This window comes from Promicromonospora sp. NPDC057138, from assembly GCF_042670845.1.
Taxonomy (GTDB): Bacteria; Actinomycetota; Actinomycetes; order Actinomycetales; family Cellulomonadaceae; genus Promicromonospora.
Genome location: NZ_JBHUUX010000001.1, coordinates 163,229 through 189,855, shown reverse-complemented (window position 1 = coordinate 189,855; position 26,627 = coordinate 163,229). Strand labels below are relative to the sequence as shown.

At 71.7% G+C, this 26,627-nt stretch carries 22 protein-coding genes; 13 read left to right on the top strand and 9 right to left on the bottom strand.

The genetic code is table 11. The annotated features are described in order from the left end of the window. Positions 1–6 precede the first annotated feature (6 nt). The 7 genes from ACFT2C_RS00870 to ACFT2C_RS00840 form a co-directional block, all read right to left on the bottom strand. Positions 7–306, bottom strand: coding sequence for a hypothetical protein (locus ACFT2C_RS00870; RefSeq protein ID WP_377205110.1), 300 nt, complete (start codon positions 304–306; stop codon positions 7–9). An 86-nt stretch (positions 307–392) separates the two neighbouring features. Beyond that, positions 393–1,313: a TadC protein gene (locus ACFT2C_RS00865; protein ID WP_377205109.1), complete on the bottom strand. Its 921-nt coding sequence runs from the start codon at positions 1,311–1,313 to the stop codon at positions 393–395. A gap of 1 nt (position 1,314) precedes the next feature. Continuing rightward, positions 1,315–2,193, bottom strand: coding sequence for a type II secretion system F family protein (locus ACFT2C_RS00860; RefSeq protein WP_377205108.1), 879 nt, complete (start codon positions 2,191–2,193; stop codon positions 1,315–1,317). Then, positions 2,190–3,830 carry a CpaF family protein gene (locus ACFT2C_RS00855; protein ID WP_377205107.1) on the bottom strand — a complete coding sequence of 547 codons (1,641 nt, stop codon included), beginning with the start codon at positions 3,828–3,830 and terminating at the stop codon, positions 2,190–2,192. Before ACFT2C_RS00855 ends, ACFT2C_RS00860 begins: the two co-directional genes overlap by 4 nt. Then, positions 3,827–4,735 (bottom strand): hypothetical protein, encoded by a 909-nt coding sequence (locus ACFT2C_RS00850; RefSeq protein WP_377205106.1) that lies wholly within the window; start codon positions 4,733–4,735, stop codon positions 3,827–3,829. The genes ACFT2C_RS00855 and ACFT2C_RS00850 overlap by 4 nt, the downstream gene beginning before the upstream one ends. Before the next feature lie 5 nt (positions 4,736–4,740). Further along, positions 4,741–5,505, bottom strand: a complete 765-nt coding sequence (locus ACFT2C_RS00845; RefSeq protein WP_377205105.1) for an SAF domain-containing protein — start codon at positions 5,503–5,505, stop codon at positions 4,741–4,743. Between the two features lie 465 nt (positions 5,506–5,970). Beyond that, positions 5,971–6,828 (bottom strand): sigma factor, encoded by an 858-nt coding sequence (locus ACFT2C_RS00840; RefSeq protein WP_377205104.1) that lies wholly within the window; start codon positions 6,826–6,828, stop codon positions 5,971–5,973. 229 nt (positions 6,829–7,057) lie between these two features. On the opposite strand from ACFT2C_RS00840, the gene ACFT2C_RS00835 reads away from it, so the two are divergent. The 9 genes from ACFT2C_RS00835 (at position 7,058) to ACFT2C_RS00795 (ending at position 17,773) form a co-directional block, all read left to right on the top strand. Next, positions 7,058–7,387: a hypothetical protein gene (locus tag ACFT2C_RS00835; RefSeq protein WP_377205103.1), complete on the top strand. Its 330-nt coding sequence runs from the start codon at positions 7,058–7,060 to the stop codon at positions 7,385–7,387. After that, positions 7,384–8,520, top strand: coding sequence for a hypothetical protein (locus ACFT2C_RS00830; protein ID WP_377205102.1), 1,137 nt, complete (start codon positions 7,384–7,386; stop codon positions 8,518–8,520). Before ACFT2C_RS00835 ends, ACFT2C_RS00830 begins: the two co-directional genes overlap by 4 nt. A 14-nt stretch (positions 8,521–8,534) precedes the next feature. Further along, positions 8,535–8,819 carry a hypothetical protein gene (locus tag ACFT2C_RS00825; protein WP_285100538.1) on the top strand — a complete coding sequence of 95 codons (285 nt, stop codon included), beginning with the start codon at positions 8,535–8,537 and terminating at the stop codon, positions 8,817–8,819. A 113-nt stretch (positions 8,820–8,932) separates the two neighbouring features. Further along, a complete protein-coding gene (locus tag ACFT2C_RS00820) occupies positions 8,933–9,658 on the top strand; it encodes a hypothetical protein (RefSeq protein WP_377205101.1) in 726 nt (241 codons plus the stop codon). A 6-nt stretch (positions 9,659–9,664) separates the two neighbouring features. Beyond that, complete coding sequence (locus tag ACFT2C_RS00815; protein WP_377205100.1) at positions 9,665–12,196, top strand: ATP-binding protein; 2,532 nt, start codon at positions 9,665–9,667, stop codon at positions 12,194–12,196. After that, on the top strand, positions 12,193–14,157 hold the full coding sequence (locus ACFT2C_RS00810) for a hypothetical protein (protein WP_377205099.1): 1,965 nt from the start codon (positions 12,193–12,195) through the stop codon (positions 14,155–14,157). The genes ACFT2C_RS00815 and ACFT2C_RS00810 overlap by 4 nt, the downstream gene beginning before the upstream one ends. After that, on the top strand, positions 14,157–14,783 hold the full coding sequence (locus ACFT2C_RS00805; RefSeq protein WP_377205098.1) for a hypothetical protein: 627 nt from the start codon (positions 14,157–14,159) through the stop codon (positions 14,781–14,783). The genes ACFT2C_RS00810 and ACFT2C_RS00805 overlap by 1 nt, the downstream gene beginning before the upstream one ends. Beyond that, entirely contained in the window at positions 14,780–16,081 is a 1,302-nt protein-coding gene (locus tag ACFT2C_RS00800; protein WP_377205097.1) for a M23 family metallopeptidase, read from the top strand. The genes ACFT2C_RS00805 and ACFT2C_RS00800 overlap by 4 nt, the downstream gene beginning before the upstream one ends. Before the next feature lie 243 nt (positions 16,082–16,324). Next, the gene (locus ACFT2C_RS00795; RefSeq protein WP_377205096.1) at positions 16,325–17,773 is read left to right on the top strand and encodes an MDR family MFS transporter; all 1,449 of its coding nucleotides are present in this window, start codon (positions 16,325–16,327) and stop codon (positions 17,771–17,773) included. Positions 17,774–17,860: 87 nt separating this feature from the next. Here the strand turns inward: ACFT2C_RS00795 and ACFT2C_RS00790 are convergent, their stop codons facing one another. Next, complete coding sequence (locus tag ACFT2C_RS00790) at positions 17,861–19,168, bottom strand: SMI1/KNR4 family protein (protein ID WP_377205095.1); 1,308 nt, start codon at positions 19,166–19,168, stop codon at positions 17,861–17,863. A gap of 61 nt (positions 19,169–19,229) precedes the next feature. On the opposite strand from ACFT2C_RS00790, the gene ACFT2C_RS00785 reads away from it, so the two are divergent. Continuing rightward, positions 19,230–20,180, top strand: a complete 951-nt coding sequence (locus ACFT2C_RS00785) for a ribose-phosphate diphosphokinase (protein WP_377205094.1) — start codon at positions 19,230–19,232, stop codon at positions 20,178–20,180. On the opposite strand, the gene ACFT2C_RS00780 is transcribed toward ACFT2C_RS00785, so the two are convergent. Continuing rightward, complete coding sequence (locus ACFT2C_RS00780; RefSeq protein ID WP_377205093.1) at positions 20,181–21,617, bottom strand: CCA tRNA nucleotidyltransferase; 1,437 nt, start codon at positions 21,615–21,617, stop codon at positions 20,181–20,183. Positions 21,618–21,891: 274 nt separating this feature from the next. On the opposite strand from ACFT2C_RS00780, the gene ACFT2C_RS00775 reads away from it, so the two are divergent. The 3 genes from ACFT2C_RS00775 to murJ all read left to right on the top strand — a co-directional run bounded on the left by ACFT2C_RS00775 (position 21,892) and on the right by murJ (position 26,597). Continuing rightward, positions 21,892–22,521: an NUDIX hydrolase gene (locus ACFT2C_RS00775; protein WP_377205092.1), complete on the top strand. Its 630-nt coding sequence runs from the start codon at positions 21,892–21,894 to the stop codon at positions 22,519–22,521. After that, entirely contained in the window at positions 22,518–24,776 is a 2,259-nt protein-coding gene (locus tag ACFT2C_RS00770; protein ID WP_377205091.1) for a DUF6049 family protein, read from the top strand. Before ACFT2C_RS00775 ends, ACFT2C_RS00770 begins: the two co-directional genes overlap by 4 nt. Before the next feature lie 84 nt (positions 24,777–24,860). Next, entirely contained in the window at positions 24,861–26,597 is a 1,737-nt protein-coding gene (gene murJ / locus ACFT2C_RS00765) for a murein biosynthesis integral membrane protein MurJ (protein WP_377205090.1), read from the top strand. Positions 26,598–26,627: the final 30 nt, after the last annotated feature.

Below are 26,627 nucleotides of genomic sequence, written 5' to 3'. Positions count from 1 at the left end.
CGTCCCCTAGCCGCCTTCGCCGAGCTGCGCCATGTAGCGCCTGACCAGACCCTGGATCGCGGCCCCGAGCGCGATGGCGATGCCGAGGCCGATCACGGACAGCACGACCACCTCGATGGACTCCAGTCCGGCCTCGTCGGGCTCGCCGTCGCGCCCCGCGGCCAGCCGACGGCGGAGCTCGGCCGAACGCTCGGCGAAGCGGGCGTTCAGGGCGTCGACGCGACCGCGTGCCGCAGCCACGCGCAACGACGCCCGTGCGGCGGCGTGCGACGCCGCCGACCGGCCCTGGCTCAGGTGCTGGTTCATGTTGACTCCTGGGGGTGCTGTCGACTTCAACAAATGGGTAAGAAGCGGCTCGTGTGACATCCGGGTGCCACTGGGGGCGAGCCGGTTCAGGGTGCAGTCTGAAACATAGTGACCCCGATGGGGAATATAAGCATCAAAAAGTACACAAAGACTGTAAGGGTTCCGGGCACCGTCATGCGAACCGTCGCATCGTGGGCAAGCTGCTGCTCGACGTCGAGCTGCGCGTCGCGCATCGCCGCCGCCTTCGACTGCAGCTGGTCGTGGATGGCCGAGCCCTGGGTGCCCGCGAGCTCCACGATCGCGGCGACCTCGCCGAGCGCGTCCACCTCGACCTCCTCGCCGAGCTCGCGCAGCGCCACCCACGGCGCCTGCCCCTCCCACCGGCTGCGCTCGAGCGCCGCGGCGATCCGCCGGAACGGCCACGAACCGGCGACCTGCGCCGCGGCGAACGTGGCCTGCGTGGCGCCGGCGCCGGAGATGCGCTCGATCGCCAGCAGCTCCAGGTACGTCGACACGGCCCGGGAGAACTCCTGCCGGGCGCGCTTGGCCTTGGTCTTCGCGTCGAGGTCGGGCAGGAACCACGCACCGAGGGCGAGCACGAGGGCACCCCCGAGCGGCACCGACACGGGCATGCCGAGGTTCAGCAGCCCCACGCACAGTCCCAGGAACGGCACCGCGACCAGCATGATGACCGCGCCCAGGGCCTTCTCGCCGTAGTGGTCGGTGGCGGTCTTGCCGATGAGATCGAGGTCCGCGTGGCTCGGGCCCCCGCGGCCCAGCACCGCGACGGGCAGACGGCGCTGCGCCCAGGCCCCGAACACCTGCGTGTACCGCTGGGTGGAGGTGAGCTCACCGCCGTCGGACACGGTGATGGGCTCCACCTTGTCGTCACCGCTGAGCCGGTCCAGCGCGGACTGGAGCCGCGGCGTCGACGGCAGGAGCTCGCGCACGACGAGGAACAGGCCGAGCCCGGCGACCAGGCCGCTGCCCACTGCCCATGGCCACATGTCAGGCCCCCCGCTCGTCGGGCAGGAACCGCGGGATGGGCTGCCCGAGGCTGATCTTGCGCATCCACAGCAGGCAGATCACGTACGCGCAGAACAGGACCACCGCGATGACCTGGCCGAGCGGCGAGTCGTACCCGCTGAGGTAGCCGGACATCGCCGTGGCGGCCAGCACCACGAGCGTCACGATCGTCACCCAGCGCACCGTCGCGCGGCCGGTCGAGCGCTCGGTCTCGATCTCGCGCCGCGCCTTGGCCTGCGCCGACAGCGACTCGGCGAGCTGCCGCAGCGCGGGCGCCACGGCCCCGGTGCGGTTGTCGGACTCGAGGATCATCGCCGAGGCGATCATGTCCGCCGAGTAGTCGTCCATCTCCTCCGCCCACCGGTACAGGGCCGGCTTGATCGGCTGGCGCGCCTCCAGGCGCGCCACGAGCCGGGCGAGCGACGGCCGAACGGACGGTGCCGCGCTGTGCAGGGTTGCCGCGATTCCCTGCTCCAAACCGACGGCTCCGCCGGACAGCACGCCGATCAGCGAGCGCACCCAGGCGGTCAGGTCGGTCAGCTTCTCCACCTCGTTGGACTGCGTGGTGGTACGGAACAGCGACGGCAGGCCCACGATCAGCACCGGGACGATCAGGATGAGGGACCACCAGCCCGTCACGAGCCCAACGACGAGACCCGCGGCCGCGCCGATCCCCAGCATCCGGCGCTGCGCGTAGAGCGGCCCGCCCTTGGTCAGCCCCAGCAGGCGGAGCAGCCCGTGGAAGGGCGGTGTGGAGCGCACGGGCTTCGGCGTTGGCTCGTACTTCTGCGCGCCGACGACGACGAACCACACCCCCAGGCCCAGGCCGAGCCCCGTCAGCACCGCGATCAGCGTGGTCATGCGTGCCCCCAGAGCCCGTCCCGGTAGTTCAGCAGGCTTGCGTCGAAGCCCACGTCCTCCAGGTCGGCGAGGAAGGACGGCGTCGTCTTCGGTACCGCGCGGCCGTTCGGGCCCGGCTCGAACACGTCGGTGATCGCCACCGGGTTGCCGGCCTCGCCGCGCGTCACCTCGATCACCTCGGAGACGTACCGGCTGCGGCGGCCGTCGGCCTCGGAATCGACCCGGAGGAAGACGATGAGGTCGACCGACTGCGCCACCTGCCGGTACGCGTAGGTCTCGGAGAGCGTCGAGTCCTGCACGGCCATACCGACCAGTCGCTCGACGACGTCGCGCGCGCCGTCGGCGTGCACCGTCGACAGCGAGCCGTTGCCCATCTGCATCGCCTGGAACATGGACACGATCTCGGGCCCGCGCACCTCGCCCACGATGACGCGGGAGATGTTGTGCCGCAGCGACTCGTACACGTTGACGTTCGTGTTGATCTCGCCCACGCGGCGGCCCGACGTGTTCATCTCGCCGGAGCCCTCGCGGGTGCGCAGCGCCACGACACGCTTGTGCTTCTCGGGCTCGAGGTGCAGGTAGAGCTCGTAGTCGGTCTCGATGGTGGCGATGGATTCCCAGGGATCCAGGCCGGCGCAGAGCGCCCGCAACAGTGTGGTTTTTCCAGATCCCTGGCCCTGCCCCGAGACGACGATGGACTTGCGCGCCCGGACCGCCGCCGTCAGGAACTCGGCCAGCACCGCGTCGATGGTGTTGTTCCGGCGGAGCAGCTCCAGGTCCACCGACTGCAGGCGCTGCAGCCGGATCGTGACGCGCGGCCACGGCACCACCCAGCCCACGGCGGCGAGCCGCACCCGGCCGGGCAGGTCCAGGTTGAGGAACGGGTTGGCGCGCGTGAACGACCGCTCGTTGGCGGGGTCGCGCGCCGCGAGGAACTGCAGGAAGTCGATGAGCTCGGCGTCGGAGTCCGCGATCGGCTCCGCGTACGTGCGGCGTCCGTCGCCCATCAGCATGAGCACGGGCGCGGTGCCCGTGATCTCGATGTTCTCCACGTCCGGGGTGTCGATGAGCGGCTGCAGCCGGCCGAGCCGGAACAGGGCGTCGAACAGCGCGCGCGTGACCTCGACCTGGTATTCCGTGGTCCAGTTGCGCTGGCCGCCGGAGAGCAGGGCGTCGTTGTGGTCGCGCACCACCTGCTGGATGAGCTCCTGACCCAGCGCCTCGCGCTGCTCCTCGTCCAGCTCCCGGGTCGCGAGCGCCGTCGTCAGCCGCGAGGAGACCTCGCCGCGCAGGCTGTTGACCTGGCGCCAGAACTCGGAGTCGCGCAGCCGCGGGTTGCCGGGCTGACCGTGGTACTCCCGGCCGGCCCGGGCTACGGCCCCGACCCACGGCGAGGCCCCGTTGCCCGACGGCGTGCCGCCGCGCCCCCCTGGCGCGCCGGAACCGGTGGTGCGCGGCGCGCCGTTGCCCTGTTCGGCCGGCTCGGCCGGCGGCGCCCAGGTGCGCTGCGGTGACGCCGGACGGCGGTCGGGCCCGGCCCCGGTTCCGGGGGTCCGCTTCGGCGGTGCGGGCGCCTGGGCACCCGACTCGTGGAAGATCGGCAGTGAGGACAGGTCGGGGAATTCCGGCGTGCTCATGCGTCTCCCCTGCTGTCGCCGCGCCACGGTCCGGCCTGCACCGGGCGCGGGCCGGCGTCGGCGCCCCACTGCGCAGGCGGACGCCGTGGGCCGGACCCGGGGCCGATGTCACGAGGGCCGGTGGAGAACCGGGCGCGCCGCTTCTCGGTGCGGTCCTGGAGCCGCGAGATCACGGGCCCGGCCGACCGCACCAGCGGCGACGTCGAGTACCGGCGCCCCGCGGGCGCGCCCACGGACAGCACCTCGGCGTTCACGGGGTCCCAGGCCAGCGAGCCCACGGTCCCGAGGCCCAGCGTGCGGGCTATCTCGTTGGCGTCGTACGGCCGCCCGGGGCCGATGGTCAGGGCGGTCAGGTTGGTGAGATCGCGGGCCGCGGCGTCGATCACGGACGTGCGGGACTTGACGAGCTCCCGCGTCACCGCGATGTCGGGCAGGCGCGATCCGGTGGTGATCAGCACCTGGTCCGCGAGCCGGACTATCGGCTCCCGGTCCTCGCGGACGACGCCGCCCGTGCCGAGCCGGCCGAGGTCGACCAGGACGTCGACGCCGCCGCGCTCGAGCGCGACGAGCTGGTTGGCGAGCGGCGCCCAGAGGTTCGCGACGGCGGGCGCGGTGTGCGGGCTGACGATCCCGGGCAGCAGCTTCTTGTCCGGATCGTTTCGCACGAGCGGAATGGTCTGCTCCCAGAACGAGGCTTCGAGGTCGCCGTGCGAGTGCGCGATGGCGAGCGGCTGCAGGCCGCGGTCGTGCGGGAGCTGCCCGCGGAAGTACCCGGCGAGGATCGACGATCCGGCGAGGTCGGCCTCCACGAGGAGCACCGGGCGGGGCCACTGGAGCGCGAGCACGAGGGCCGCCGTCGTGGTTCCCGGCGAGCCCTTCGCGTTGGCGAGAGCGACGAGGGCCACGCGAATCACCCCTGCCCGGCGGAGTCGATCACGATGGCGACGCGGCCGGTCGCGGCGCGGGCCGCGAGCGCCGCGGCGTTCGCCGAGGTGACCTGCACGTCGACGATCGTCTGGTCGCCGATGGGGGACAACTTCGTGCCGACCACGGTGGCGGCGATGGTGAACGGCGTCCCGGCGGGCGGCTCTCCGCCGGTCGCGGGCGTCTCGACCACGCGCACGGCGTCGCCGGCCCGGAGGTCTCCCGTGGCGGGCATCTGGTTGGGCGCGAGCGCGACACCGACTATCGACTGTCCCGCGGCGGGCTGGAGCTCGTCCGCGATGCTGTCCTGCGTCAGGAGCTGGCCCGCTTTGAGGTCGACCGTCGCGACCTTGAGCTCGGCGATCTGGTCGAGCTGCTCAGCCTCGATCGGCTTGAGCAGGGTCGGCCCGGTGGGCAGGTCCACGGACGCGAGGTCGGCGGCGGTGATCACGGCGCCGCGCGCGACGTTGGCCTTGATCGCGAGGACCTGGTGGGTCCGGCCGAGCGAGCTGGCCAGGTACACGGAGGCGAGCACGCTCAGGGCCACGAGCGCGAGGCCCAGGGCGATGAGCGCCGGGCGGCGTCGGGCGCGCGTCGGCTTGAGCGGCCCGGGGGGTGCGGGTCGCTGGGGTCTTGTCGCGGACCGGGCGTGCTGGTCCTGGTTCGCGACCTTCGTACCACTGCTCACCGTGCCGTCTCCTCCGAGCCCGTCGGCGGAGTCCGCCTCGGGCTCCCCCGGTGCGGGACCCATCGAGGTTCCATTGCGTGCGTCTGTCTCCACCGTGCTCCTGCCCGTGCTGACCGAGGATGTCCTGCGGGGCGTCGTGCATGTGACACCGCAGGTAATCCTCGACTACGCGGGCGGACCCGGCAGGTTGAACGCTAATCAGGGTTCATGATGCCCGCTAGGTCAAGGAGACTTCAAAGTTGTGGAGATGGCTTGAATATTGAGTGACCCTCAAACCATCTGGCCCTTACGCGTCAGAACCACAGCTGTGGTGTTGACTTCGCAGGTCAGCCGTGAGAAAAGACTCCCACATCGCGCGGCGCGCGTGCGTGCGGTCCGGGGACGGCCTTTACGTTCCCCGTGTGACCAGGAGAGGCACCGGCACGACGCGGGTCTCCGGGTAGAACGAGAGGGCCCCGCTGGCGGTGGGGCCCTCTCGCGATGAGGTGAACTTCCGACGACTTCAGGGCGTCACGCACCCCCCAGTGCTCAGCCCGCCGGCCGTCGTCGTCCCTCACCGTCCCGTTCGCCCGGCTGTCCCCCAGACAGACCACCGGACTGAACGGCTTCCGCCAGCCGTCGCACTGCGCGACTCGCCCGCTGGCGCAAGGCTGCGTGCGAGATGCCCAGCTCGTGGGCCACCCGCCGCTGATAGTTCCCGCGACCCGAGCCGAGCTCGGCGTACTCCGGGAGATCGGGGTCCGGCGCGTACAGCCGCGCCAGAAGAGCTGACTCGTCCTGCGTCAGGACGCCCTGGTCGAGCCCCCACGCGATGACGTCGAGGACCTCGCCCGTGGTGCCGAGCGACATGCTCGCGAGCGAGTAGACCGCGTCGGGTCCGGGCTCGGGCGTCGTCGGCCGTTCGAGGACGCTCAGCGTGTCCGTGTCGGTGGGGATCTCCGCGACCCGGGGTCCGCGGCTGGCCCGGCCGCCCTGCGCGTGCGGGGCGCGATCGCCGACGACGCGCGTCAGCGTGTGCCCCTGCAGCCACATCGCGACCCGGCTGCTGCGCTCGAGGTCGTAGTGGGTGATCGCGTCCCACATCGCGGCGGCGGCCTCCTGCTCGAGGTCCTGCACGTCGGGATAGTGCCGCCGCGACCGGCGGACGATGGTGCGCACCGCGGGGAGCATGCACTGCAGCACCGCGCGGCCGGCGGCGAAGCTGCCGCTCGCATGCTCCACGATGAGCGCGTACAGCACCTTGTCGGCCTCGTCCGGGGCGAGCCGTACGGTGCCACCCGTGCGCAGGCCGGCGAGCTGCGGGAACCGTCCGACGAGGCGCCCGATCTCCATCGCGAACGACCGCGTGCGGACCAGGTCGGCCCAGTCATGGTCGAGCTCTCGCATCAGCGTTCCTGATGCCGGTACAGGTGTTCGTGCAGGCATGGCGATTCCCCCCTCCGTCAGCCCCGAGTCCACCGAGGAGGTGTTGCCCGCCACTGTTGCCCGCTCTGTCGAGCCATGTGTGACCTGCGTCACAGTCGGCCAAAACCCGGGACAGACCGATGTCACACGAACTCCGGACCTGCCATTTGTGCTCAGCAGACGCAAGAGACGGAGAAACGGGAGAGGCGAGATGAGCAAGGACGAGCTCGACCAGGCGCCCGGCGCCGGACTCGGCAGCACCGACCTCGGCAGCGCGGGCGTCCGCAGTGCGGATCCCGATGCCCCGGACTTCGACCGCACGTGGTCCCTGCTCCGAGATACCGCCGAGGTGCACGCGGCCCGCGGCGAGGTGGCGCCCATGGTCGCCGACCTCATCGCCTCCCTCTCCGAGGATCCGCTCGGCGAGGAGGACACGACCGTCCGCCTGACCGAGGCGCTCGACAGCCCCCGGGTGCGCAGCGCCCGCGAGGCCCGCGCGCGCATCCGCGCAGACCTGCAGAACGAGGTGCGTACGCGATGAGCTCGCTCCTCGTCCGTCGGCGCGGCAAGAAGGCGGCCAAGCCGGCCGAGCTGCCCGCCCCGGGCGCCTCCGGCCCCGCGGCGCCCTGGGCCGGCGGACCCGACCAGCCCGCGACGCCCCCGTCGTCGGGCGGCGGTGGCGACGGCGAGAACCCGCCCCCGCAGGTGGTGGAGTGGTCCAACGGGCCGGCCCTGGTGACCAAGGCCTGGGGCGCCCTGCTCGCGCTGGCCCTGCTGGCCGGTCCCGCCGCGCTGGTGTGGACCGCGCTGCGGCCCGAGCCCGCCCCGGTCTCCGCGTCCGCCGACGCGGCGGACACGGCCGAGACCGCCGCCGCCAGTGAGCGAGCCGTCGAGCTCGTCGAGACCTGGCTGCGGGCCGACAGCGACGACCAGCAGCTCATCGCGTCCCTGACGAGCGCCCCGGTCGGCTCTCTCCCCCAGGAGGGTCTGACCATCCGCGACTCGAAGGTGGCACAGGTCGAGCCTGCGGAGGACGACGTGTGGTCGGTGACGGTCGGCGTCGACGTCGCCGAGCCGGCACCCGGCTCGACGCCGGCGCCGTCGGGCACGGGCAAGGCGGGCGAAGAGGCGGAGGTGCCGCTCGTGTGGGTGCGCCGCTACTTCCAGGTGCCGGTGCTGGTGGACCGCACGGACACCGAGTATTCCGGGCCGGAGCTGGCCGTGACCGCTCTCGCACTGCCCGCCCCCGTGCCGGGCCCCGCCGCCGCCGAGCCGCCAGACCTCGACTACCCCGAGACCATCTCTCCGACGTCGGCCGCGGGCCAGTCCGCCGCCGGGTTCCTCGCGGCCCTGGTCGCGGGCGACGGCGAGATCTCGCGCTACCTGCGCCCCGGTACCTCCATCTCGGCGATCACCCCCGCCCCGTACTCGGCTGTGGCCGTGACGGGCATCAAGGGCTCGCACGAGGTCACGGAGGACCCGGCCGACGACGCCGGTACGCACGCCCTGATCACCGCCGAGCTCACGCGGCTCGACGGCAACAAGACCACCGCCCAGTACGTCCTCACGCTCCGTGGGCGTGACGGCCGCTGGGAGGTTGCCGGCCTCGAGCCGGCCGTCCGTATCGACACGACGCCACCCGGCACCATCGACTCCGGCACCGCCGGGGAGTAGCGAAGGAGAGAACCATGATCAGCGAGATCGTTATGGCCGACGGCTTCCTCGACCTCATCACCGTGAAGTCGGAGGAGGTGAAGAGTGCCATCGAGTCGGTGACCTTCGTGGTCGTCATCCTCATGGTCGTCATCACGGCGGTGAAGACCAAGATGTCGATCGCGGCGATCCTGATGTCCGCGATCGTCGGCGGCATCGTCCTGTGGCTCGTGAACGGCGGTATCAACGTGACGTCCGAGCTTGCACGGGACGAGTTCGACTCGGCTCCGGCGATCGTGAACACGCAGACAGTTCTCTGACGGAGCGCTGGGGCCGACAGGGCCAGGCAGATGGGCATGACGCCGAGGGCACGACACAGGGCTGGTCAGGTGGGCGCGCTCGCGCGCCCGGCATGTGGTGAGGAGGGTGTCCGGTGACCGAGACCGCGAAGTTCTACACGAAGGCCCGACGCATCCCCATGCTGGTGGGGAAGCTACCCAGCGGCGGGCGCATCTGGGGCGGCCCGTACACGATCACCCAGGTGGGAGCGGGCGCCGTGGTGGCGTTCGCGCTGTGGAAGACGGCTCCGCTGTGGGCGCAGCTGGGCGGTTTCATGAACATCGTGGTCGCCGTCGGCGTGGTCGTCGGCGTCGTCTGGGCCACGGGCAAGCTCCCGAGCAGCGGCCGCAACCCCGTCGCGTTCGTCATGGACGCGATGAACCTGACCTCCAGCCCGGGCCGCCTGTCCGGCGGGCAGGTCGCCCTGCCCAAGCCGCGCCTGATGACCCACCGGGTCATGGTCGTCCTTCCGCCGTCGCCCGGCCCGACGTCGCCCACGGGCCCGGCGGCCGGGCCACCGCGCCCCGCCGAGATCCGGCCGATCCCGACCGAGCTCCTGCCGGAGCTGACCGGTCGCGGCCCCGCGGACGCCACCTACGAGGGCAGACAGCTCCAGCCGACACCCGAGCCGCAACCCCAGCCGGCTCCGGACAAGCGCTCGCCCGCGGACTGGGCTGCGGCAGCCGCCAAGGTGGCGGCCACCGCGCCGGACCGCAAGGGCGCCGAACTGACCGGCGTCGGGCAGCTGCTCGCCGGCAACCTGCAGAAGACCGACCACACCACCGACACCGCACCACCCACCACCCCGCGAGAGGACTGAGCCCCAATGCTGAGCCACATCTCGGCCCTGACCGACGGCCTCATGTGGACCCGCACCGGGACCGTGTGGGCGGTCTGGCGCGTGTCACCTGTGCCCTACGCATTCCAGCCCGACGACAAGAAGCACGCCGCCCGGCGCCACCACACCGCGCTGTACCGCGCGCTGCGCGGCGAGTCGTTGCACCTCGGCCTGACGGCGGCGACCGACCCGGCGTCGGTGGTGCTCTCGATGATCGAGGGCGTCGACCTGACCGAGCGCGAGGCGTGGGCCGCGGAGTGCGAGGCCACACTCGACTTCCTGGAGCAGATCCCGATCGGACGGCGCGTCCACTGGATCGCCGCTCCCCTGGCCAATCCGGGCGCAAAGGCGTTCATGGAGCCGCTGCACGCGAGCTGGACCACGCTCCAGGACACCCTGATGATGCCCCGCTCCGTGCCGGGCCGGCACGCGATCGGCGAGCGTGCGGCGCAGGCGGAGGCGCTCCGCAAGGAGATGCCCTCGGCGTTCGACCCGCAGCCTGCGACGGTGGCCGAGATGGCCTGGATGTTCGGCCACGCAATGCAGCGCGGCCTCGGGCTGGACACGGCGGTTCCCGTCGACGGGTCGCTGGACGCGGAGATGCACCTGTCGGGGCCGTCCGTGCTGCCGTCCTCGCTGGTGGACCCGGCCGGGCAGACCGACTCGGAGAAGAAGCTGGGCCCGCTGCAGATCCTGAAGCGGCCCTACGTGAAGGTCCTCGACCCCACCAGCCCCGATCTCGCCTCGTACCAGACGACGCTCGTGGTGAGCGACACGCCGTCGGGCGGGATCATCTACCCGGGGTGCGAGTGGATCGGGCGTGTCGACGAGTCGGGAGTGCCCTGCGACTGGGCGATCCGCATGACCGTGCGCTCGCGCGACGAGGTGACCAACCGCAACCGGCGCGCGGTGCGCACCCTGAACGACCAGTTCGACCAGCGCTCCGAGGAGGAGCGCGCCGGGTCGTCCTTGGACACGACGGCGCGCGCCCTGGGCGAGTACCAGGCGGTGATGGACGCCGACGAGCTCGAGGTCGAGGTCGACGCAACCACGATGTTCACGGTCTCGGGCAGCACCCCGGAGCAGGCGCTCGACGACGCCCGCGACCTGACCAAGTACTTCGCGGCCATGCAGTTCTCGCTGCGCACGGACCCCACGATCCAGCCCACCCTCTTCGAGGCCACCCTTCCCGGCATGCCGACGCCGCGCGCCGTGCGGGAGTACTCGCAGATCACGACGGCGCGGGCGTTCTCGGCGGCCGTGCCGTTCGCGACGACGGAGCTGGGCGACACCTCGGGCGCGCTGTTCGCCCTGGAGATCTCGAACGGGGCGGCCCGGCCGAACCCGGTATTCGTGAACCTGGCGGGCGCTACGGACAAGCTGGACGTCGCTCTTGCGATGGGCTTTGTGGGCGAGCTGGGCTCCGGCAAGAGCGTCTCCATGAAGACCGTGGCCATGGACAACGTCGACATGGGCGCCACGCTCATGGCGGTGGACCACACCGAGATGGGCGAGTGGGGCATCGCCGTGTCCGAGATCCCCGGCTCAGCGGTCGTGGAGATCTCCGAGGACGCCACAGTCTCCATGGACCCGCTGCGGATCCTGCCGCCCGCGCAGGCGCCACGCGTGGCCCGCTCGTTCCTGACGGTGCTGCTGTCGGTGCAGACCAAGTCCGAGCAGAACGTGCTGCTGTCCAAGGTGCTGCAGACCGAGTACATGTGGCGGCACGAGATCACCTCGCTCGGCTCACTCGCGCGGCACCTCGAGACGGACTGCGAGTACGCGGGCGCCAAGCTGCTCGCCGACGAGATGCGGATCTTCTCCGAGCTCGACTTCGGGCGGGCTCTCTTCGACGACACGCTGCCGCCGCTCGACCTCAGATCTCCAGCGATAGTGCTGCACACGCACAAGATGCAGCTGCCGTCGAGGGCCGACCTGGAGCACGGCCACCTGTTCGCCGAGCTCAAGGCCGAGAAGGTCTTCGGCCGTGCCACGTTCGCGCTCATCGCGGCCCTGGCCAGATACCGCTGCTTCGCGGACCGCTCGCGGCTCGACATCTTCGCCGCCGACGAGGCGTCCAAGACGATGTCGTCGCCCGAGGCGGCCGAGGAGATCGGCATGTTCATCCGGGACGGCCGTAAGCACAAGGCGGCGCTCCTGCTCGGCAGCCACGACGCCGAGGAGGACTTCGGCAACGAGGTGGTGCGCGGGCTGATCCCGTTCCGGGTGCTGCTGCGCCACCGCGACGCGAACCTGGCCCGCCGCGGCCTGCGCTGGCTGCACGGCCTGTCGCACGACGCGCCGGTCGACGAGGGCCTGGTCAAGCTCATCACCGAGGGCACCGCCCCGGTGACGGACGCCGCCGTCGGCGTGGTCGAGGAGCGCCGCGGCGAGTGCCTGATCCGGGACTTCCAAGCCCGGTACGGCCGCGCCAAGGTCATGGCGCCGCTGGTGGAGAAGCGCGCCGAGACCGTGAAGACCACCCCGACCAGCTCTACCGGTGCGGTGATCGGGTCATGATCCGGCTGGGACCCCTCCTGACGGCAGCCGATCCGCAGGGCGGGCTGAACCTGCAGGACACCCAGGGCGTGGACTACAACCGGTTCACGCTCCAGTGGGACACGGGCTCGCCGTGGAACCCGCTGAACGTCGACTCCGAGATCTTCTCGACTCTCGCCGGCATGTTCTGGGTCTGGTACCGGGACATGGTCGCGGTCCAGATCTGGGTGCTCGACTGGGTGCTCGGCATGGACTGGCTGGGCTACATCCTGGCGCCGCTGGCCGGGCTGAGCATCATCGTGCAGGGCATGATCGCGCAGATCGGCCTGCTCAACCTGATGCTCATCATCCTGGCGTTCGTCGTGGGCTTCTGGCTGCTCAAGGGCCGGTTCGCGGGCGGGTTCATGGAGCTGCTCATCGGCTGCCTGATCGCTGCCCTGGCCACCACGTTCCTCGCGAACCCGATGGCGACCATCGGCGGCGAGCAGGGCGTCATCATGCAGTCGCGCAACGCCGGCATGGACATCGCCACCGGCTTCGCCACCGAGGGCGCGTCGTTCGAGCGGGACTCCACGGCAATCCGCGACGGGCTCAAGGGCCAGCTCGTGGACACCCTCCTGCGCTCGCCGCACCAAATCATCAACTACGGCTCGGTCATCGACGGCACGGGCTGCGAGGACACGTACACCGAGAACGTCGGCCGGGAGAACGCCGTCGACGCGATAGGGGGCTGCGACGAGGCGTACCAGGAGGCGGCCTCCACGGTCGACGCCGGCACCGTCGTCTCCACGCTGAGCCTGCTCACCACCGGGTTCGTGTTCCTGCTGCTGTCCGTGGTGATCGTGGGCGGCACCATCTTCGCGGTGCTGCTGCTGGGCTGGTCGGCGATTAAGCTGTTGTGGCAGCTGCCCGTCGGCGTCATCTCCAGCGGCACGCGGGCCCAGCTGTTCCGCACGTTCGCGAGCGTCGCTTTCGGCGCTGTCCTCGTCGCGATGGCCACGATGTTCCTGGTCGCGTGGATGAAGATGCTGCTCGGCTTCTACGACGCCACGAGCGGCCTGCCGTTCCTCGTGCGCCTGTACCTCTTCAATACGCTCGTCATCGCGGGCGCCGTCTTCTACGTGCTCATGGGGGCGAGCGTGCGGCAGGGCCTACGGGCGCTGGCCGACAAGCTCGCGGCCGCCGGCGTCCCCTCCCAGGTGGGCGAGCCGGCCGCGATGCCGTGGGACGGCACCGCGAAGTGGCGCGACCGCTACAACAAGGCCAGGGAGTGGGCCGGCGTCGGCCTCGGCCCGGCACCCGTGCAGCCGCACGGCAACGCCGTCGACGTCGACCGCGACGACCTGCCCGCCGCGGGCCCGTCCACGATGGACGGGACGCCGGGCGGCGGCTCGGTCGGCAGCACCACCGGCGGCACGGGAGGCGACGGCAACCGCACCATGCCCATCCCGGTCGACAGCTCCGGCGGTCCCGCCGGGTCCGACGGCACCCCGGGCGGCGGCGGCAACGCCTGGACGGCGGCGGCCCGCACGGTCCAGGACGGTTCGCCCGACGTCGGGCGCGCGGGCACCGAGCCATTGGCGGACGGGACGAACGCCGGCGAGAAGACGTCGAACGAGCCGAGCCCTCATCTGCCGCCCACGGCCGGCGAGCGTCTCAGCGACCGGCTGGGCAGCGCGCGCCGGGCGGGGACGTCGATAGCGCTGCAGGCGGGCGCCATGGTCGCGAGCAGCGGCACGTCCGCGGCGGCGGCCGGTGCCTCCAAGGCGCTCGGCGCGGTGCGCAAGGCCAAGCAGGCCCAGCAGATGCTCGGCGCGGTACGCGGCCTCGGCCGGCGCGGCGAGCGGTCGCAGAGCGCGGCCCGCCTGGCCGAGTCGCTCAACGCCGCACGCCGGAGTGGGGCGCCGCAGGCCGGCGCGCCGCAGCCGTCCGCCATCGTGCACAACCCGGGACGGCGACAGATGCGAGGGCTGGGCCGCTGATGAAACGTGCAGTCATCGTGGCGATCACGGTGGTCGCCCTCGCGATCGGGACCTGGATCGGCTGGCCCCGCGAGGGCGGTCCGGTCGATCCCACCGCGCAGGGGGGCTCCGGCGTCGTCACCCCGCGGGGGCAGGACGACTTCGGCAATCCCGTGGGCACGCCGGACGGCGACACGGACGGTGCGACGGCCACCGAGGAGGTCGAGGGCCGGCCGGAGGCCGGCGAGCCCGCCGTCGAGGTGACGGCCGAGCCGGAGTTCGACGAGACGGCTCCCAGCGAGCCGGTCGAGGCGACGTGGGACGACGCCGTCCGCACGGCCGCGCGCGACGCCGCCCGCGCGACCATGCTGGCGTTCGCCGCCACCGACCAGACGGCGGCGGCCTGGTGGGACGGCCTCAAGCCCCTGCTCACGCCGCAGGCGCAGCCGGTCTACCAGGACGTCGACCCGCGGCTCGTGCCCGTCACCGAGGTGACCGGCGACCCGAAGGTCACCGACGAGACGTCCACGCTGCTCGCCGAGGTGGCGGTGCCCACCGACATCGGCCCCTACACGGTCCTCCTGACCCGGGCCGACGGCGCGGCGCCCTGGCTGGCCGAGCAGATCAGGCCGCCGGAGGGGTCGTGAGCGGGCGAGGCGCCGCCGGGATCGCGACGCGCGTCGCCGCGCAGGCCGTCCGGTCCCGAGGAGGGCGGCCAGGCAACGGCAGGAAGAAGGACGACTCGACCAGGCGCGCGGTGCTCGTGCTGGCCGTGCTGGCCGCCGCCGTCCTGGCGGTGCCCGCCGCGGTGATCGCGATGGTCGTGCTGGTCGGCGGCGCCGTGAGCGAGAACCAGTCGCAGAACGACTGCAGCATGTCGGCGTCGGTGGTGCCCGCGGGCGGCCAGGCCGCCGCGGCGGGCGGCTTCACCGGCGAGCAGCTGCAGAACGCCTCGGTGATCCTGCAGGTCGGGCAGGAGCGTGGCGTCCCGGGCCGGGCCCAGGCCATCGCCGTGATGACAGCCCTGGGCGAGTCGGGCATGCGCAACCTGTCCTACGGCGACGACCGGTTCGGCGTGCGCAACCCCGACGGCACACTGACCTCGTCGATCGGCATGTTCCAGGAGCAGAAGTGGTACGGCACGGTCGAGGAGCGCCTCGACCCGGTGCAGTCGTCGGGCCGGTTCTACGACCGGCTGCTCGCGATCACCGGCTGGGAGACGCTCGAGCCGACCATCGCCGCACACAAGGCGCAGCGGAACGCCGACCCGTACCACTATCAGCAGTACTGGGACCAGGCGCTGCAGGTGATGCAGCTCGTCAGCGGGGCGGACGACGAGGACCTCGCGGCACTGTCCCAGTCCATCCAGGGCGCCGCGGCAGGCGCGCCCTGCCTGACCGGATCGATCGGCCACGCCGCCGTCGGCGCCGGCGGATGGGCCAACCCGGCCGTCGGGACCAAGGCGTCGGGCTTCGGGCCGCGCAGCACCGGCATCGCCGGGGCGTCGACCTACCACCTGGGCCAGGACATCGCGGCGTCGTGCGGCACCCCGGTGTACGCGGCCGCCGCGGGGCGCGTGGTGATCTCCGGCGCGACCGGCTGGGGCACCGGCAACACGATCCGCATCGATCACGGCATGGGTCTCGACTCGCTGTACGGTCACCTGCTCACCGGCACCAACCTGGTGCGGGTCGGCGACACGGTGCAGGCCGGGCAGCAGATCGCCTCGATGGGCGGCGACTCGCGGATCGACCCGGCGGGCGCGGGCACGTCGTCGGGCTGCCACCTGCACTACGAGGTGCGGATGAACGGGCAGGCGGTGGACCCTGAGCCGTTCATGGCCGGGCAGGGCGTGACGCTCGGCGTGGCCGCGCAGGTCATGGAGTCGGTCTCCCCCGGCGACGCGACGGACGACGTGGAACCCGCGGACGCGACGGGGAACTGACCGCCCGTATTCCCCCGGACCGATGATTTCTGCTCACCGCAGACGTCGATAAAAACAGGTCGCGATCGTCACCGGGAATACCCGACGATGGTCCGGCGTCGTTAGACGTAGGTCGTGTGCAGCGTCGCCCCCGATCTCGGCCCGCGCGCACCGTACCGAGAGGGCAAGGTTATGAGTACCGAAACCATTGACACTTCTGATCAGCTCAACGACCCACCACATACCCCACCGCAACCAGGCGCCGTGCCGAGCGATGCAGTCGAGGAACGCACCAACAAGCTCAGCCCCGCCCACTTCCGCGTCATCGCGCTGCTCATGGCGAGCGCGTTCACGGTAATCCTCAATGAGACCACCATGGGCGTGGCCCTTCCGCTGATCATGGAGGACCTTGGCATCACCGCCACCGTCGGCCAGTGGCTGACGACGGCGTTCCTGCTCACCATGGCGGTCGTGATCCCGGCGACGGGCTTCCTCATCAACCGGCTGGGCACGCGGTGGGCGTACCTCGCCGCCATGACGCTGTTCAGCACGGGGACGCTGATCGCGCTCCTGTCCCCGTCGTTCGGCTTCCTCGTCACGGGGCGCGTGGTGCAGGCGACCGGCACCGCGATCATGATGCCGCTGCTCATGACGACGATCATGACAATCGTGCCGCCGCACCTGCGCGGCCGGATCATGGGCAACATCACCCTGGTCATCGCGCTCGCCCCGGCCTTGGGCCCGACCGTGTCCGGGATCATCGGCGACGCGCTGGGCTGGCGGTACGTGTTCGGCATCGTCCTGCCGATCGCCCTCGCTGCACTCGTCGCGGGGGTGCTGTGGATCAGGGACGTGTCCGAGAAGGACAACCACCCGCTCGACCCCCTGTCCCTGCTCCTCGCGCTCGTCGCCTTCGGCGGCGTGGTGTGGGGCCTGTCCGAGCTCGGCGAGTCCGCGCGCGGCGAGGCGGCGGTCAACCCGTGGGTGCCGCTGGGCGTCGGCGTGCTGGTTCTCGGCCTGTTCGTGTGGCGCCAGCTCGCGCGGCAGCGCACCGACTCCGCCCTGCTCGACCTGCGCACGTTCCGCTCCAGGAACTTCAGCCTGTCGATCGGGATCATGGCGATCGCGATGCTGTCGATGCTCGGCACCCTGGTCATGCTCCCGCTGGTGCTGCAGGATGCCCTTGGCTACACACCTACTCAGTCCGGCCTGGTCATCCTGCCGGGCGGGCTGGCTATGGGCCTGTCCGGTCCCATCGTCGGGCGGCTGTACGACCGGCACGGCCCGCGGCCGATCATGGTCCCCGGCCTGATCGGCGTCGTCGCGGGCACGGCCATGCTGGCGTTCCTCAACCCGGCGATGCCCTGGTACGTGATCGTCGTCGCCCAGTTCCTGCTGATGCTCGGCCTGAGCTGCACGTTCACTCCGTTGTTCAGCGCAGCGATGGGCGAGCTCGCGCCGCATCTGTTCTCGCACGGCTCCGCCACGATCAACACGGTGCAGCAGGTGGCGGGCGCCGCCGGCACCGCACTGTTCGTCGCGCTGCTCACCATCCGCTCCACGTCGCTGGCGGACGCCGGTGCGGGGGCCGCCGACGCCCTGACCGGCGGAGCCCGGCTCGCGTTCACCGTGGCCGCGGGCGTGCTGGTCGTCGCGGTTGTCCTCGCCATGCTGATCAAGCGGGTCGACACGGCGCCCGACGGCGGCCACTAGCCGCACAAGGGTCCGCGAAGTAGAGCGCCTGTCCGGTCTTCCTGGTGTCACCAGCGAGACCGGACAGGCGCTCTACTTCGCGGACCCCTACTTGTCGAAGAGGCGGCCGAGCAGTCCCTTGCCTTCGGGACGGGTCAACCGGGACACCGTGATCAACGGCAGGCCGCGGAGCTCGAGCAGCCGGTTCGCCACCGAGATCGCGTCGGGCAGCGCCGGCGGGTTCGCGCGGTCGGGCAGCAGGCCGGCCGCCTTGAGGGTTGTCGGGACCGTCCCGGCGTCGAGCAGCTCCGCCCAGGCGGCGGGTAGAAGGTTCAGGAACTCCGGGTCGCTCCGTTGGTTGAGCTGGTCGTCCCCCTGGTCGAGCCTGTCGAGACCCGGTTCGGACGAGGAAGCCCCGGGCTGGTCGACGGGCAGCCCACGCGACGGTTCCGACGAGCCCGCCGTCCGCCCGGCGAGCAGCGCGGCCAGGCTCTCCGCCCGGTACACCGCCCCCGCGCGCAGCTCGTGGTCCAGGAACACGACCTGTCCGAGGTTCCCGTTCGCCCCCGGCGCGAGGTCGACGGCGTAGACGTTCCCGGCGCCATCGGTCCCGACGGGGAACCAGAGCGGCGAGCCGATCGCGGCCTGCACCCGGCCGGCGGGATCCTCCGGAGCGAACGTCCCGGCGTCGGCGGTCCAGGTGCTGAAGCGCGCGCCGGGCAGGAACGCCTCCCGGAGGAAGCTGCCGCTCAGCGGCACTATCTCGAACCCGCCGAACTGGCCGTCCCTGGCGGCGAGCTTCAGATTGCCCGACCCGGCCGCGGTATACAGGGCGCGTACCTCGTCCGGCAGCCGGGCCCTGTCGGGCAGCGCGGCCTCGGCAGCGACGATCTCCTCGGGTGCCGCGCCGACCGCGTCGGGCATCCGGTCCGCGATCACCTGACGCACCGCGTCCGCGTCGGCCGACGGCGCCGGGGCCACGCCGGGTGCCGGCGCTATCGTCGCCCGATACTGCGCGGGAAGTGCCCCGGGCTCCAGCACGACCTCGAGCACCGGGGCGGACGGGCCCGAGACGACGGCGGGCGGCAGGGCGATCAGCTCGACCACGTCGTCGTCCGACCGGGCGCCCGCGCGGACCCGCACCAGCTGCTCGGCGTCGGGAGAGAGCTCGGCGATCGCCCGCAGCGCGTCGTCGAGCTCGGCCCTCGGACCGCGTTCGCCTGTCTTCGCCGCCTCGCGCGCGAGCGTGCGGAAGTGTTCGCGGCGGACGTCGGCGTCGCCGTCGTCCAGGTAGGTGCCCTGCCAGGCGCCGCGACCGACCGTACCGACGAACTCGCTGACCTCCGTCCCGGGCGGCGCGGACCGGCGCAACGCCTTGACGTACGGTTTCCAGGACTGCCAATCGGTGAGGCTCACGGTTCACATGATGCCGGTTCATGGCTAGGCATGTCGGCCGGACGTTCCGTAGACTTCGGGCATGGCCGAGGTGCGGGTCTTTGCTGGTACCGGAGGTCAGCGCTTCGCTCACGAGATGTGCGCTGATCTCGACGTTCCGTTGAGCCCGATCAAGATCCAGCGCTTCGCGAACGACTGCCTGCAGGTCCAGCTTCTCGAGAACTGCCGCGAGCGCGACGTCTACCTGGTGCAGTCCGTGGTGCGTCCCGCGCAGGAGAGCCTGATGGAGCTCCTGCTGATGATCGACGCCGCCAAGGGCGCCTCGGCGGCCCGGATCACCGCCGTCATGCCCCACTTCGCGTACGCCCGCTCGGACAAGAAGGACGCGCCGCGCATCTCGCTCGGCGGCCGCCTCGTCGCGGACCTGCTGGAGACGGCGGGCGTGAATCGCATCCTGACGATGACGCTGCACGCCCCGCAGGTGCACTCGTTCTTCCGGGTGCCGACCGATCAGCTCAACGCGCTGCGTGAGCTGGCCGCGCACTTCCTGCCGAGCGACCTCTCCAAGGCCACGGTGGTCTCCCCCGACCTCGGCAACGCGAAGAGCGCGTCGGCGTTCGCCAAGATGCTCGGGGTCCCGGTGGCTGCGGCCGCGAAGGAGCGGTTCGACGGCGACCGCGTCGAGATCACGTCGCTGATCGGTGATGTCGCGGGCCGCGACATCATCGTGCTCGACGACGAGATCGCCCACGGGTCCACGATCATCGCCATCCTCGACCTGCTCCGCGAGCACGGCGCGCGCACCGTGCGGATCGCCTGCACGCACGGCATCTTCGCCGACGACGCCGTCCACCGCATCGCCGCCGACCCGGACGTGCTCGAGATCGTCACCACCAACACGGTGCCGACGGCGGGGCTGCTGGCGCACGACAAGCTGACGGTGATCAGCGTCGCTCCCGCGTTCGCCGAGGCTGTACGCCGCATCCACAGCGGCGAGTCGGTCAGCGCCCTCTTCGACCCGACCCACGTCTGACTACCGCTCAGCCCACCACTTCTTCAGTTCCTCCGTCGCCGCGTCCTCGCCCAGAGGGCCACGTTCCATCCGCAGGCCCAGCAGATACTTGTAGGCCTCGCCGACCTCGCGCGACGGCGAGATCCCGAGGATCGCCATGATCTGCGTGCCGTCCAGATCGGGCCGGATCGCGTCGATCTCCTCCTGCTCGCGCAGTGTGGCGATGCGGTTCTCCAGGTCGGTGTACGCGTCGGACAGCCGCTTGGCCTTCCGCTTGTTGCGCGTCGTCGAGTCGGCGCGGGTGAGCCGGTGCAGCCGCTCGAGGAGCGGGCCGGCGTCGGTCACGTAGCGGCGGACGGCGGAGTCCGTCCACGCACCCTCGCCGTACCCGTGGAACCGCAGGTGCAGCTCGACGAGCCGCGACACGTCCTTCACCACCTGCTTCTCGTACTTCAGCGCCCGGAGCCGCTTGGCGGTGAGCTTGGCCCCGACCACCTCGTGGTGGTGGAAGCTCACTCCGCCACCGGGCTCGAAGCGGCGCGTCGCCGGCTTGCCGATGTCGTGCAGCAGCGACGCTAGGCGCAGCACCAGGTCCGGCGCGGGCACTGCGCCGTCGGGCCCGGTCTCCTGGGCGATGGCCTGCTCCAGCACGGTGAGCGAGTGCTGGTAGACGTCCTTGTGCCGGTGGTGCTCGTCGATCTCGAGCTGGAGCGCGGGCAGCTCGGGCAGCACGTGCTCGGCGAGCCCGGTGTCGACCAGGACCTCGAGGCCCGCGCGCGGGTTGTCGCTCAGGAGCAGCTTGGTGATCTCCGCCTGCACGCGCTCGGCCGACACGATCTCGATCCGGCCGGCCATCGCGACCAGCGCGGCGAGGGTTCCTGGTTCCACGTGAAACGACAGCTGCGCGGCGAACCGCGCGGCGCGCATCATGCGCAGTGGGTCGTCGTCGAACGACCGCTCGGGGGCGATCGGCGTGCGCAGCACCCCGGCCGCGAGGTCGCCCAGCCCGTCGAACGGATCGACGAAGGCCAGCTCGGGCACCCGCACGGCCATCGCGTTCACGGTGAAGTCGCGGCGCGACAGGTCGCCGTCGAGCGTGTCGCCGAACTCGACGAGCGGCTTGCGCGACGCCGGGTCGTACTTGTCGGTGCGGTACGTCGTCACCTCGACGACGACGTCGCCCCGGCGCGCCCCGATGGTGCCGAACTCGCGGCCGATGTCCCAGTTCGCGTCGCCCCAGCGCGCGAGGATCTTCTGCGTCTGGCTCGGCGACGCCGACGTCGCGAAGTCGAGGTCGTTGCTCGTGCGGCCGAGGAACGCGTCCCGGACCGGACCGCCGACCAGCGAGAGCTCGTGCCCGGCGGCACGAAACTGCTCGCCCAGCTCGAGCGCGGCGGGCGCCATCTCGGTCAGCACGCCGAGCGCGCGCCGCAACAGGTCCTGCTCAGGGGTAGACACAGCCGCCCATTCTCCCAGACACCCCACCCATTGACAGCACGCCCAGCCAACAAAGCCAACCACCTCGCGGCCGGACTCGGTGTACAAGGTCGGAGGGCGGGAATGTCTTGGCGCCGCCGTAAAGCCGTAGCGGAGCGAGCGAGGGACGAGCGAGCGTGAGCGAGGCGGCGCCAAGACATTCCCGCCCTCCGGCCGACCCCCACAACGAGCCAATGCCCGAAACCGCCCACACCCCCTGACCAGACCAACCGTGCTCAGTCGGTAGTGTTGGGGCATGTCCACCCCTGTTCCGGCGAGCGACCGTCCCGACGGCCGCCCGGAGGTGCCACCGCCACCCGGCGGGGCGCCTTTGCGGGTGAATCCTGCCCGGCGGCTCGCGACCGCCCCGGCGCATCTCCCGATCGTGGACGAGACGTCGGCCGGGGGGCTGGTGCTGCGGGCCGGCCCGGAGGATCCCGAGGACTTCAGCGCCGCGGTGCTCCTGCGCCGGAACCGCACGGGCCGGCTGGAGTGGTGCCTGCCCAAAGGGCACCTCGAGGGGCGCGAGACGCCGCAGGAGGCCGCGATCCGTGAGATCCGCGAGGAGACCGGGATCCGCGGCTCCATCCAGGCGGAGCTGGGCGTGATCGACTACTGGTTCACCGGTGAGGACCGGCGAGTCCACAAGGTGGTGCACCATTACCTCTTGCGCGCGGAGGGCGGTCGCCTGACCGTGGAGGACGATCCGGACGGCGAAGCCGAGGACGCTCTCTGGGTCAGGATCGACGAGCTCGCCGAGCGCCTGTCGTACCCGAACGAGCAGCGACTGGCCGCTGCCGCCCTGGACCTCCTCGAGTCGTCGAGGAATCTCCGGGACGCGCTGCGCGCCGACGCCTTCCCCACGGAGCGCCCCGACCTGCCATGACGCAGCAGCCCGACTCTTCCCGCAGTTCCGCCCCCCGCCGCACCGGCACGATCAGCGCCGTGCTCCTGGCGGTCGTGGCGCTCGTCGGGCCGACCACCCTTCCGGCGTCCGCCACCGGTCCGACGGCAGAGCGCGCCCCGGCGAGCACGGCGTTCGCCGGCGGCGTCCCGGCTACGGCTTCCGCTCAGGGACCGGTGCGGGTTTCGGTCGTCGACGTCTCCCACCCGGTCGCGAAGCCGGGCGACGAGGTGACCATCAGGGCGAAGGTCACCAACACGACCCACGCTCCGGTGACCGACGCCGTGGCCCAGATGATGGTCGACTGGGAGGCGCTCACGTCGCGCTCGGACATCGCCGAGTGGTCGACGGCCGACCTGCTCGACCCGGTCAGGGGCGTACCGACGTCGCAGTCGATCCCGGACCTGGCGCCGGGCGCGTCCACGAACGTCACCTTCACGTACGACCCGGGTGTCCAGGCGCTGCAGGGCTTCGGCGCCCGTCGGCTCGCGATCGCCGTCGGCGACGCCACGGGGCGCCTCGGCATCGCCCGCTCGTTCCTCATGTACGACGCCGACGGCCTCGAGCGTGAGCCCATGAAGCTCAGCGTCCTGGCCTCGGTGACGAGCCCGCCCACCGATCCCGCAGACCCGAGCACCGCCGAGATCGAGCTGGCGCGGCGCACCGCCGACGGCCAGCGGCTCGACGGCGTGCTGCGGGTCGCCGAGAAGACCGACCTGTCGCTCGCGATCGATCCCGACGTCATGGGCGTCGCCGCCACGTCGAAGGACGAGGCGCTCAAGGAGTGGTCCAAGCGCATGCTCGCCGCGGCCAGGAACACCGCTACCTACACGCTTCCCGACCATGACCCCGACCTCGCCGCCCTGGCGCACGCCAACGTGCGCACCACAGGTTCGCGCAGCTTCCTCCAGGCGCCCCGCACCGGCGACTGGGAGGTGCCGGCGAGCTGGAGCTCGAGCCTGGCCTGGCCCGCCGACGGCATAGTGCCCGACACCGAGACCGTCGACCTCGCGGTCGCCGCCGACCGCCCGAACGTGGTCGTCAACAACGGCGGCCTGGCGTACGAGGGCGACGGCACGGTGACGGGCCGGGCGGACGTCAACACGCCGTCCGGCACCGCGCGCGCCGTCGTGACCGACACGATCCTCACGCAGGCCTTCGTCTCGGCGACCGACCTGTCCGGCGCCGAGACCGTCTCGTCCACCGAGAACGGCGCCGACGCGGCGGTCACGACGGGCGCGACCACGGCGGAAGGCACGCAGCGCCTCCTCGCCGAGACGGCGGCCATCGTGAGCCAGACGCCGTACGACCCGCCGAGCCTGTCGATCGTGGCGCCGCGCACCTGGACGCCCGACGCGGAGGGCGCGTCCACGATCCTGAAGGAGCTCGACGGCGCGGACTGGGTCGACACCACGACCCTGAACACGCTGCTCGCGCAGGACGCGCAGGAGGTGCCTCGCACGCCCCTCCCGAGCCACAGCGCGTCCAAGGCCGAGCTCGGCACCACCGAGGTGGCGGAGCTCGAGCGGGCGCGCGACGCCGTCGTCACGTTCTCGTCGGTCGCCACCGAGGACTCCTCCCAGATCTGGCGGCCGGGTGTCGCTCGCCTGGCCGCTCCGCTCGCCGTCGCGCAGCGCCGCGATCCCGGCCTCCGGGACCTGTTCGTGCGGCAGGCGCTGCGCTCGACGACCAAGCTCACGCAGAAGTCTGTGACGGTGGTGCCGCGCCAGGACATCAACTTCATCACCGACGTCGGCAAGATCCCCGTCCGCGTGCGCAACGGGCTCGGCGTGGACGTGACGATCACCGTGGTGCTGCGCCCCGACCACCCCCGGCTCACCGTCGACGACCGCACCACGGAGACGATCCCGGCCGGCCAGGAGATCGACGTGCAGGTGCCGGTGCGCGCCATCGGCTCCGGCGACGTCGAGGTGACCGCGCAGGTCCTCACGCCGACCGGCGCCAAGATCAGCGACGACTCGTCGTTCCAGGTTCGCGTCCGCGCGGGCTGGGAGGAGGTCGGCACGTGGATCGCCGCGGGTCTCGTGGCGCTGCTGTTCCTGTCCGGGATCTGGCGCACGGTGCGCCGCGGCCGCTCGCCGTACCGGGCGACCCGCGAGGACGTCGAGGAGGCGACCGGAACGGCCGCCGAGGCGCCGGAACCCGCGGCCCCGGCGGAGCCCGCACCCGTGGCGTCCGGGGACACCGTGGACTCCGTGACCGTCCGGGCAGAGTAGTGTTTCGGCCGCCGCACACGTCGGCCGATCGACACCGGGCAAGGCCCAGACCACGGGAGTAGTCGCTTGACCCAGGAGAACGCCGTGACCGCAGCAGCCGACCCAGCGTCGGACCCCACCCCCGAGGGCGTGAGCGGTGCGGGCACGCCCGCCGCACCGCCGTCGTCCCGCGGCCTGGGCCGCAACTCGATAGTGATGGCGGCCGGCACGGCCGCCTCCCGCCTGGGCGGGCTGGTCCGGAACATGATGCTGGTCGCCGCCATCGGCTCGTTCGGCAGCGTCGCCATCACGTTCGACGTCGCGAACAAGCTGCCCAACGTGCTGTTCGCGATCCTCGCCGGCGGTGCGCTGAACGCCGTCCTGGTGCCGCAGATCGTCAAGGCATTCCGGGCGCACAACGCGCAGGAGCGGATCGACAAGCTGCTCACGGTGTCGGCCGTCGGCATCCTCGCCATCACGTCCCTGCTCACGGGCGCCTCCGCGTGGGTGGTCATGCTGTACACAAACGGCTTGAGCGCCGAGGAGCTCGCGCTCGGCACCGTGTTCGCCTACTGGTGCATCCCCCAGCTCTTCTTCTACGGCCTGTACACCCTGCTGGGCCAGGTGCTGAACGCACGCGAGCAGTTCGGTCCGTTCATGTGGGCGCCTGTGGCCAACAACGTGGTCTCGGTCATCGGGTTCGGCATCTTCCTCCTGGCGTTCGGCACCGCGCCCGAGCGCGGCATCAACGACCTGTCGGAATGGGACACGCCGCGCACGATCCTGCTGGCGGGCACCGCGACCCTCGGCATCGTCGCGCAGGCGCTGGTGCTCCTGGTCCCGCTGCTGCGCTCGGGCTTCCGCTGGAACTTCCGCTTCGGCCTGCGCGGCATCGGGCTGCGCGCGGCAGGGTCGGTGGCCCTGTGGACGTTCGCCGCCGTGGTCCTCGAGCAGGCAGGCATCCTCTACCTGACCCGGGTGGCGTCCGAGGCGGGCGCCGCGGGCGCCGCGAGCATCCCGCCCGTCGCGGTAGCGGGCAACGGCTCCTACACGCAGGCGCTCCTCATCTACCTGCTGCCGCACTCCCTCGTCACGGTCTCCATCGCCACCGCGCTGTTCACGGGGATCAGCAAGGCCGCCCAGGAGGGCGACACCGACCGCGTCCGCGACGACCTCTCCCTGGGCCTGCGCACCATCGGCGTCTTCACCGTGTTCGCCACGGCCGCGCTCACCGTGCTGGCCGCGCCGGCCACGGCGTTCATCGTCCCGACGGCGGGCGAGGAGGGTACGGCCCTGATCGCCCCCGTGCTGGTCGCGCTCTCGTTCGGCCTGGTGCCCCTCGGCGGGATGGCCCTCATGAAGTGGGTCTACTACGCCTACGAGGACGGCCGCTCCGTCTTCTGGATCACTGTGCCGTCCACGTCCATGCTGGTGATCGGCCTGATCGCCGCGCGGATCTGGCTGCCGATCGAGACGTGGGTGATCGCCGCGGGCGGCGCCTACGCCCTGTCGAACTGGATCACGGTGCTCCTGCGCACCCGCGGCCTGCGAACCAAGCTCGGCGGGCGGCTCGACGGCGGCCGCGTCCTCCTCCTGCACGCCAAGGCGCTCCTGGCCGCCGTCCTCTCCGGCCTCGCCGGGTGGGGCGTCTATCAGCTCGTCGGCGGGTTCGACGTGCTGTCGTTCGGCAGGGGCTGGGTGCTCACCATGCTCAGCGGCCTGTGGGTGTCGGCGCTCTGCGGCCTGGTCATGCTCCTCGTGTACGTGGTGCTGCTCCGGCTGCTGCGGGTCAAGGAGCTCGACCGGCTGCTCAGCCCCGTGCTGTCTCGTCTCAAGCGCTGACCCGCTCCGCTGTCGCGCCCGGGGGCGCAA

Bases quoted from the DNA above. Each gene is read 5' to 3' on its own strand.
- ACFT2C_RS00870 (WP_377205110.1), bottom strand. From the start codon at position 306: ATGAACCAGCACCTGAGCCAGGGCCGGTCGGCGGCGTCGCACGCCGCC.
- ACFT2C_RS00865 (WP_377205109.1), bottom strand. From the start codon at position 1,313: ATGTGGCCATGGGCAGTGGGCAGCGGCCTGGTCGCCGGGCTCGGCCTG.
- ACFT2C_RS00860 (WP_377205108.1), bottom strand. From the start codon at position 2,193: ATGACCACGCTGATCGCGGTGCTGACGGGGCTCGGCCTGGGCCTGGGG.
- ACFT2C_RS00855 (WP_377205107.1), bottom strand. From the start codon at position 3,830: ATGAGCACGCCGGAATTCCCCGACCTGTCCTCACTGCCGATCTTCCAC.
- ACFT2C_RS00845 (WP_377205105.1), bottom strand. From the start codon at position 5,505: ATGGGTCCCGCACCGGGGGAGCCCGAGGCGGACTCCGCCGACGGGCTC.
- ACFT2C_RS00840 (WP_377205104.1), bottom strand. From the start codon at position 6,828: ATGCGAGAGCTCGACCATGACTGGGCCGACCTGGTCCGCACGCGGTCG.
- ACFT2C_RS00835 (WP_377205103.1), top strand. From the start codon at position 7,058: ATGAGCAAGGACGAGCTCGACCAGGCGCCCGGCGCCGGACTCGGCAGC.
- ACFT2C_RS00830 (WP_377205102.1), top strand. From the start codon at position 7,384: ATGAGCTCGCTCCTCGTCCGTCGGCGCGGCAAGAAGGCGGCCAAGCCG.
- ACFT2C_RS00825 (WP_285100538.1), top strand. From the start codon at position 8,535: ATGATCAGCGAGATCGTTATGGCCGACGGCTTCCTCGACCTCATCACC.
- ACFT2C_RS00815 (WP_377205100.1), top strand. From the start codon at position 9,665: ATGCTGAGCCACATCTCGGCCCTGACCGACGGCCTCATGTGGACCCGC.
- ACFT2C_RS00810 (WP_377205099.1), top strand. From the start codon at position 12,193: ATGATCCGGCTGGGACCCCTCCTGACGGCAGCCGATCCGCAGGGCGGG.
- ACFT2C_RS00805 (WP_377205098.1), top strand. From the start codon at position 14,157: ATGAAACGTGCAGTCATCGTGGCGATCACGGTGGTCGCCCTCGCGATC.
- ACFT2C_RS00785 (WP_377205094.1), top strand. From the start codon at position 19,230: ATGGCCGAGGTGCGGGTCTTTGCTGGTACCGGAGGTCAGCGCTTCGCT.
- ACFT2C_RS00775 (WP_377205092.1), top strand. From the start codon at position 21,892: ATGTCCACCCCTGTTCCGGCGAGCGACCGTCCCGACGGCCGCCCGGAG.
- ACFT2C_RS00770 (WP_377205091.1), top strand. From the start codon at position 22,518: ATGACGCAGCAGCCCGACTCTTCCCGCAGTTCCGCCCCCCGCCGCACC.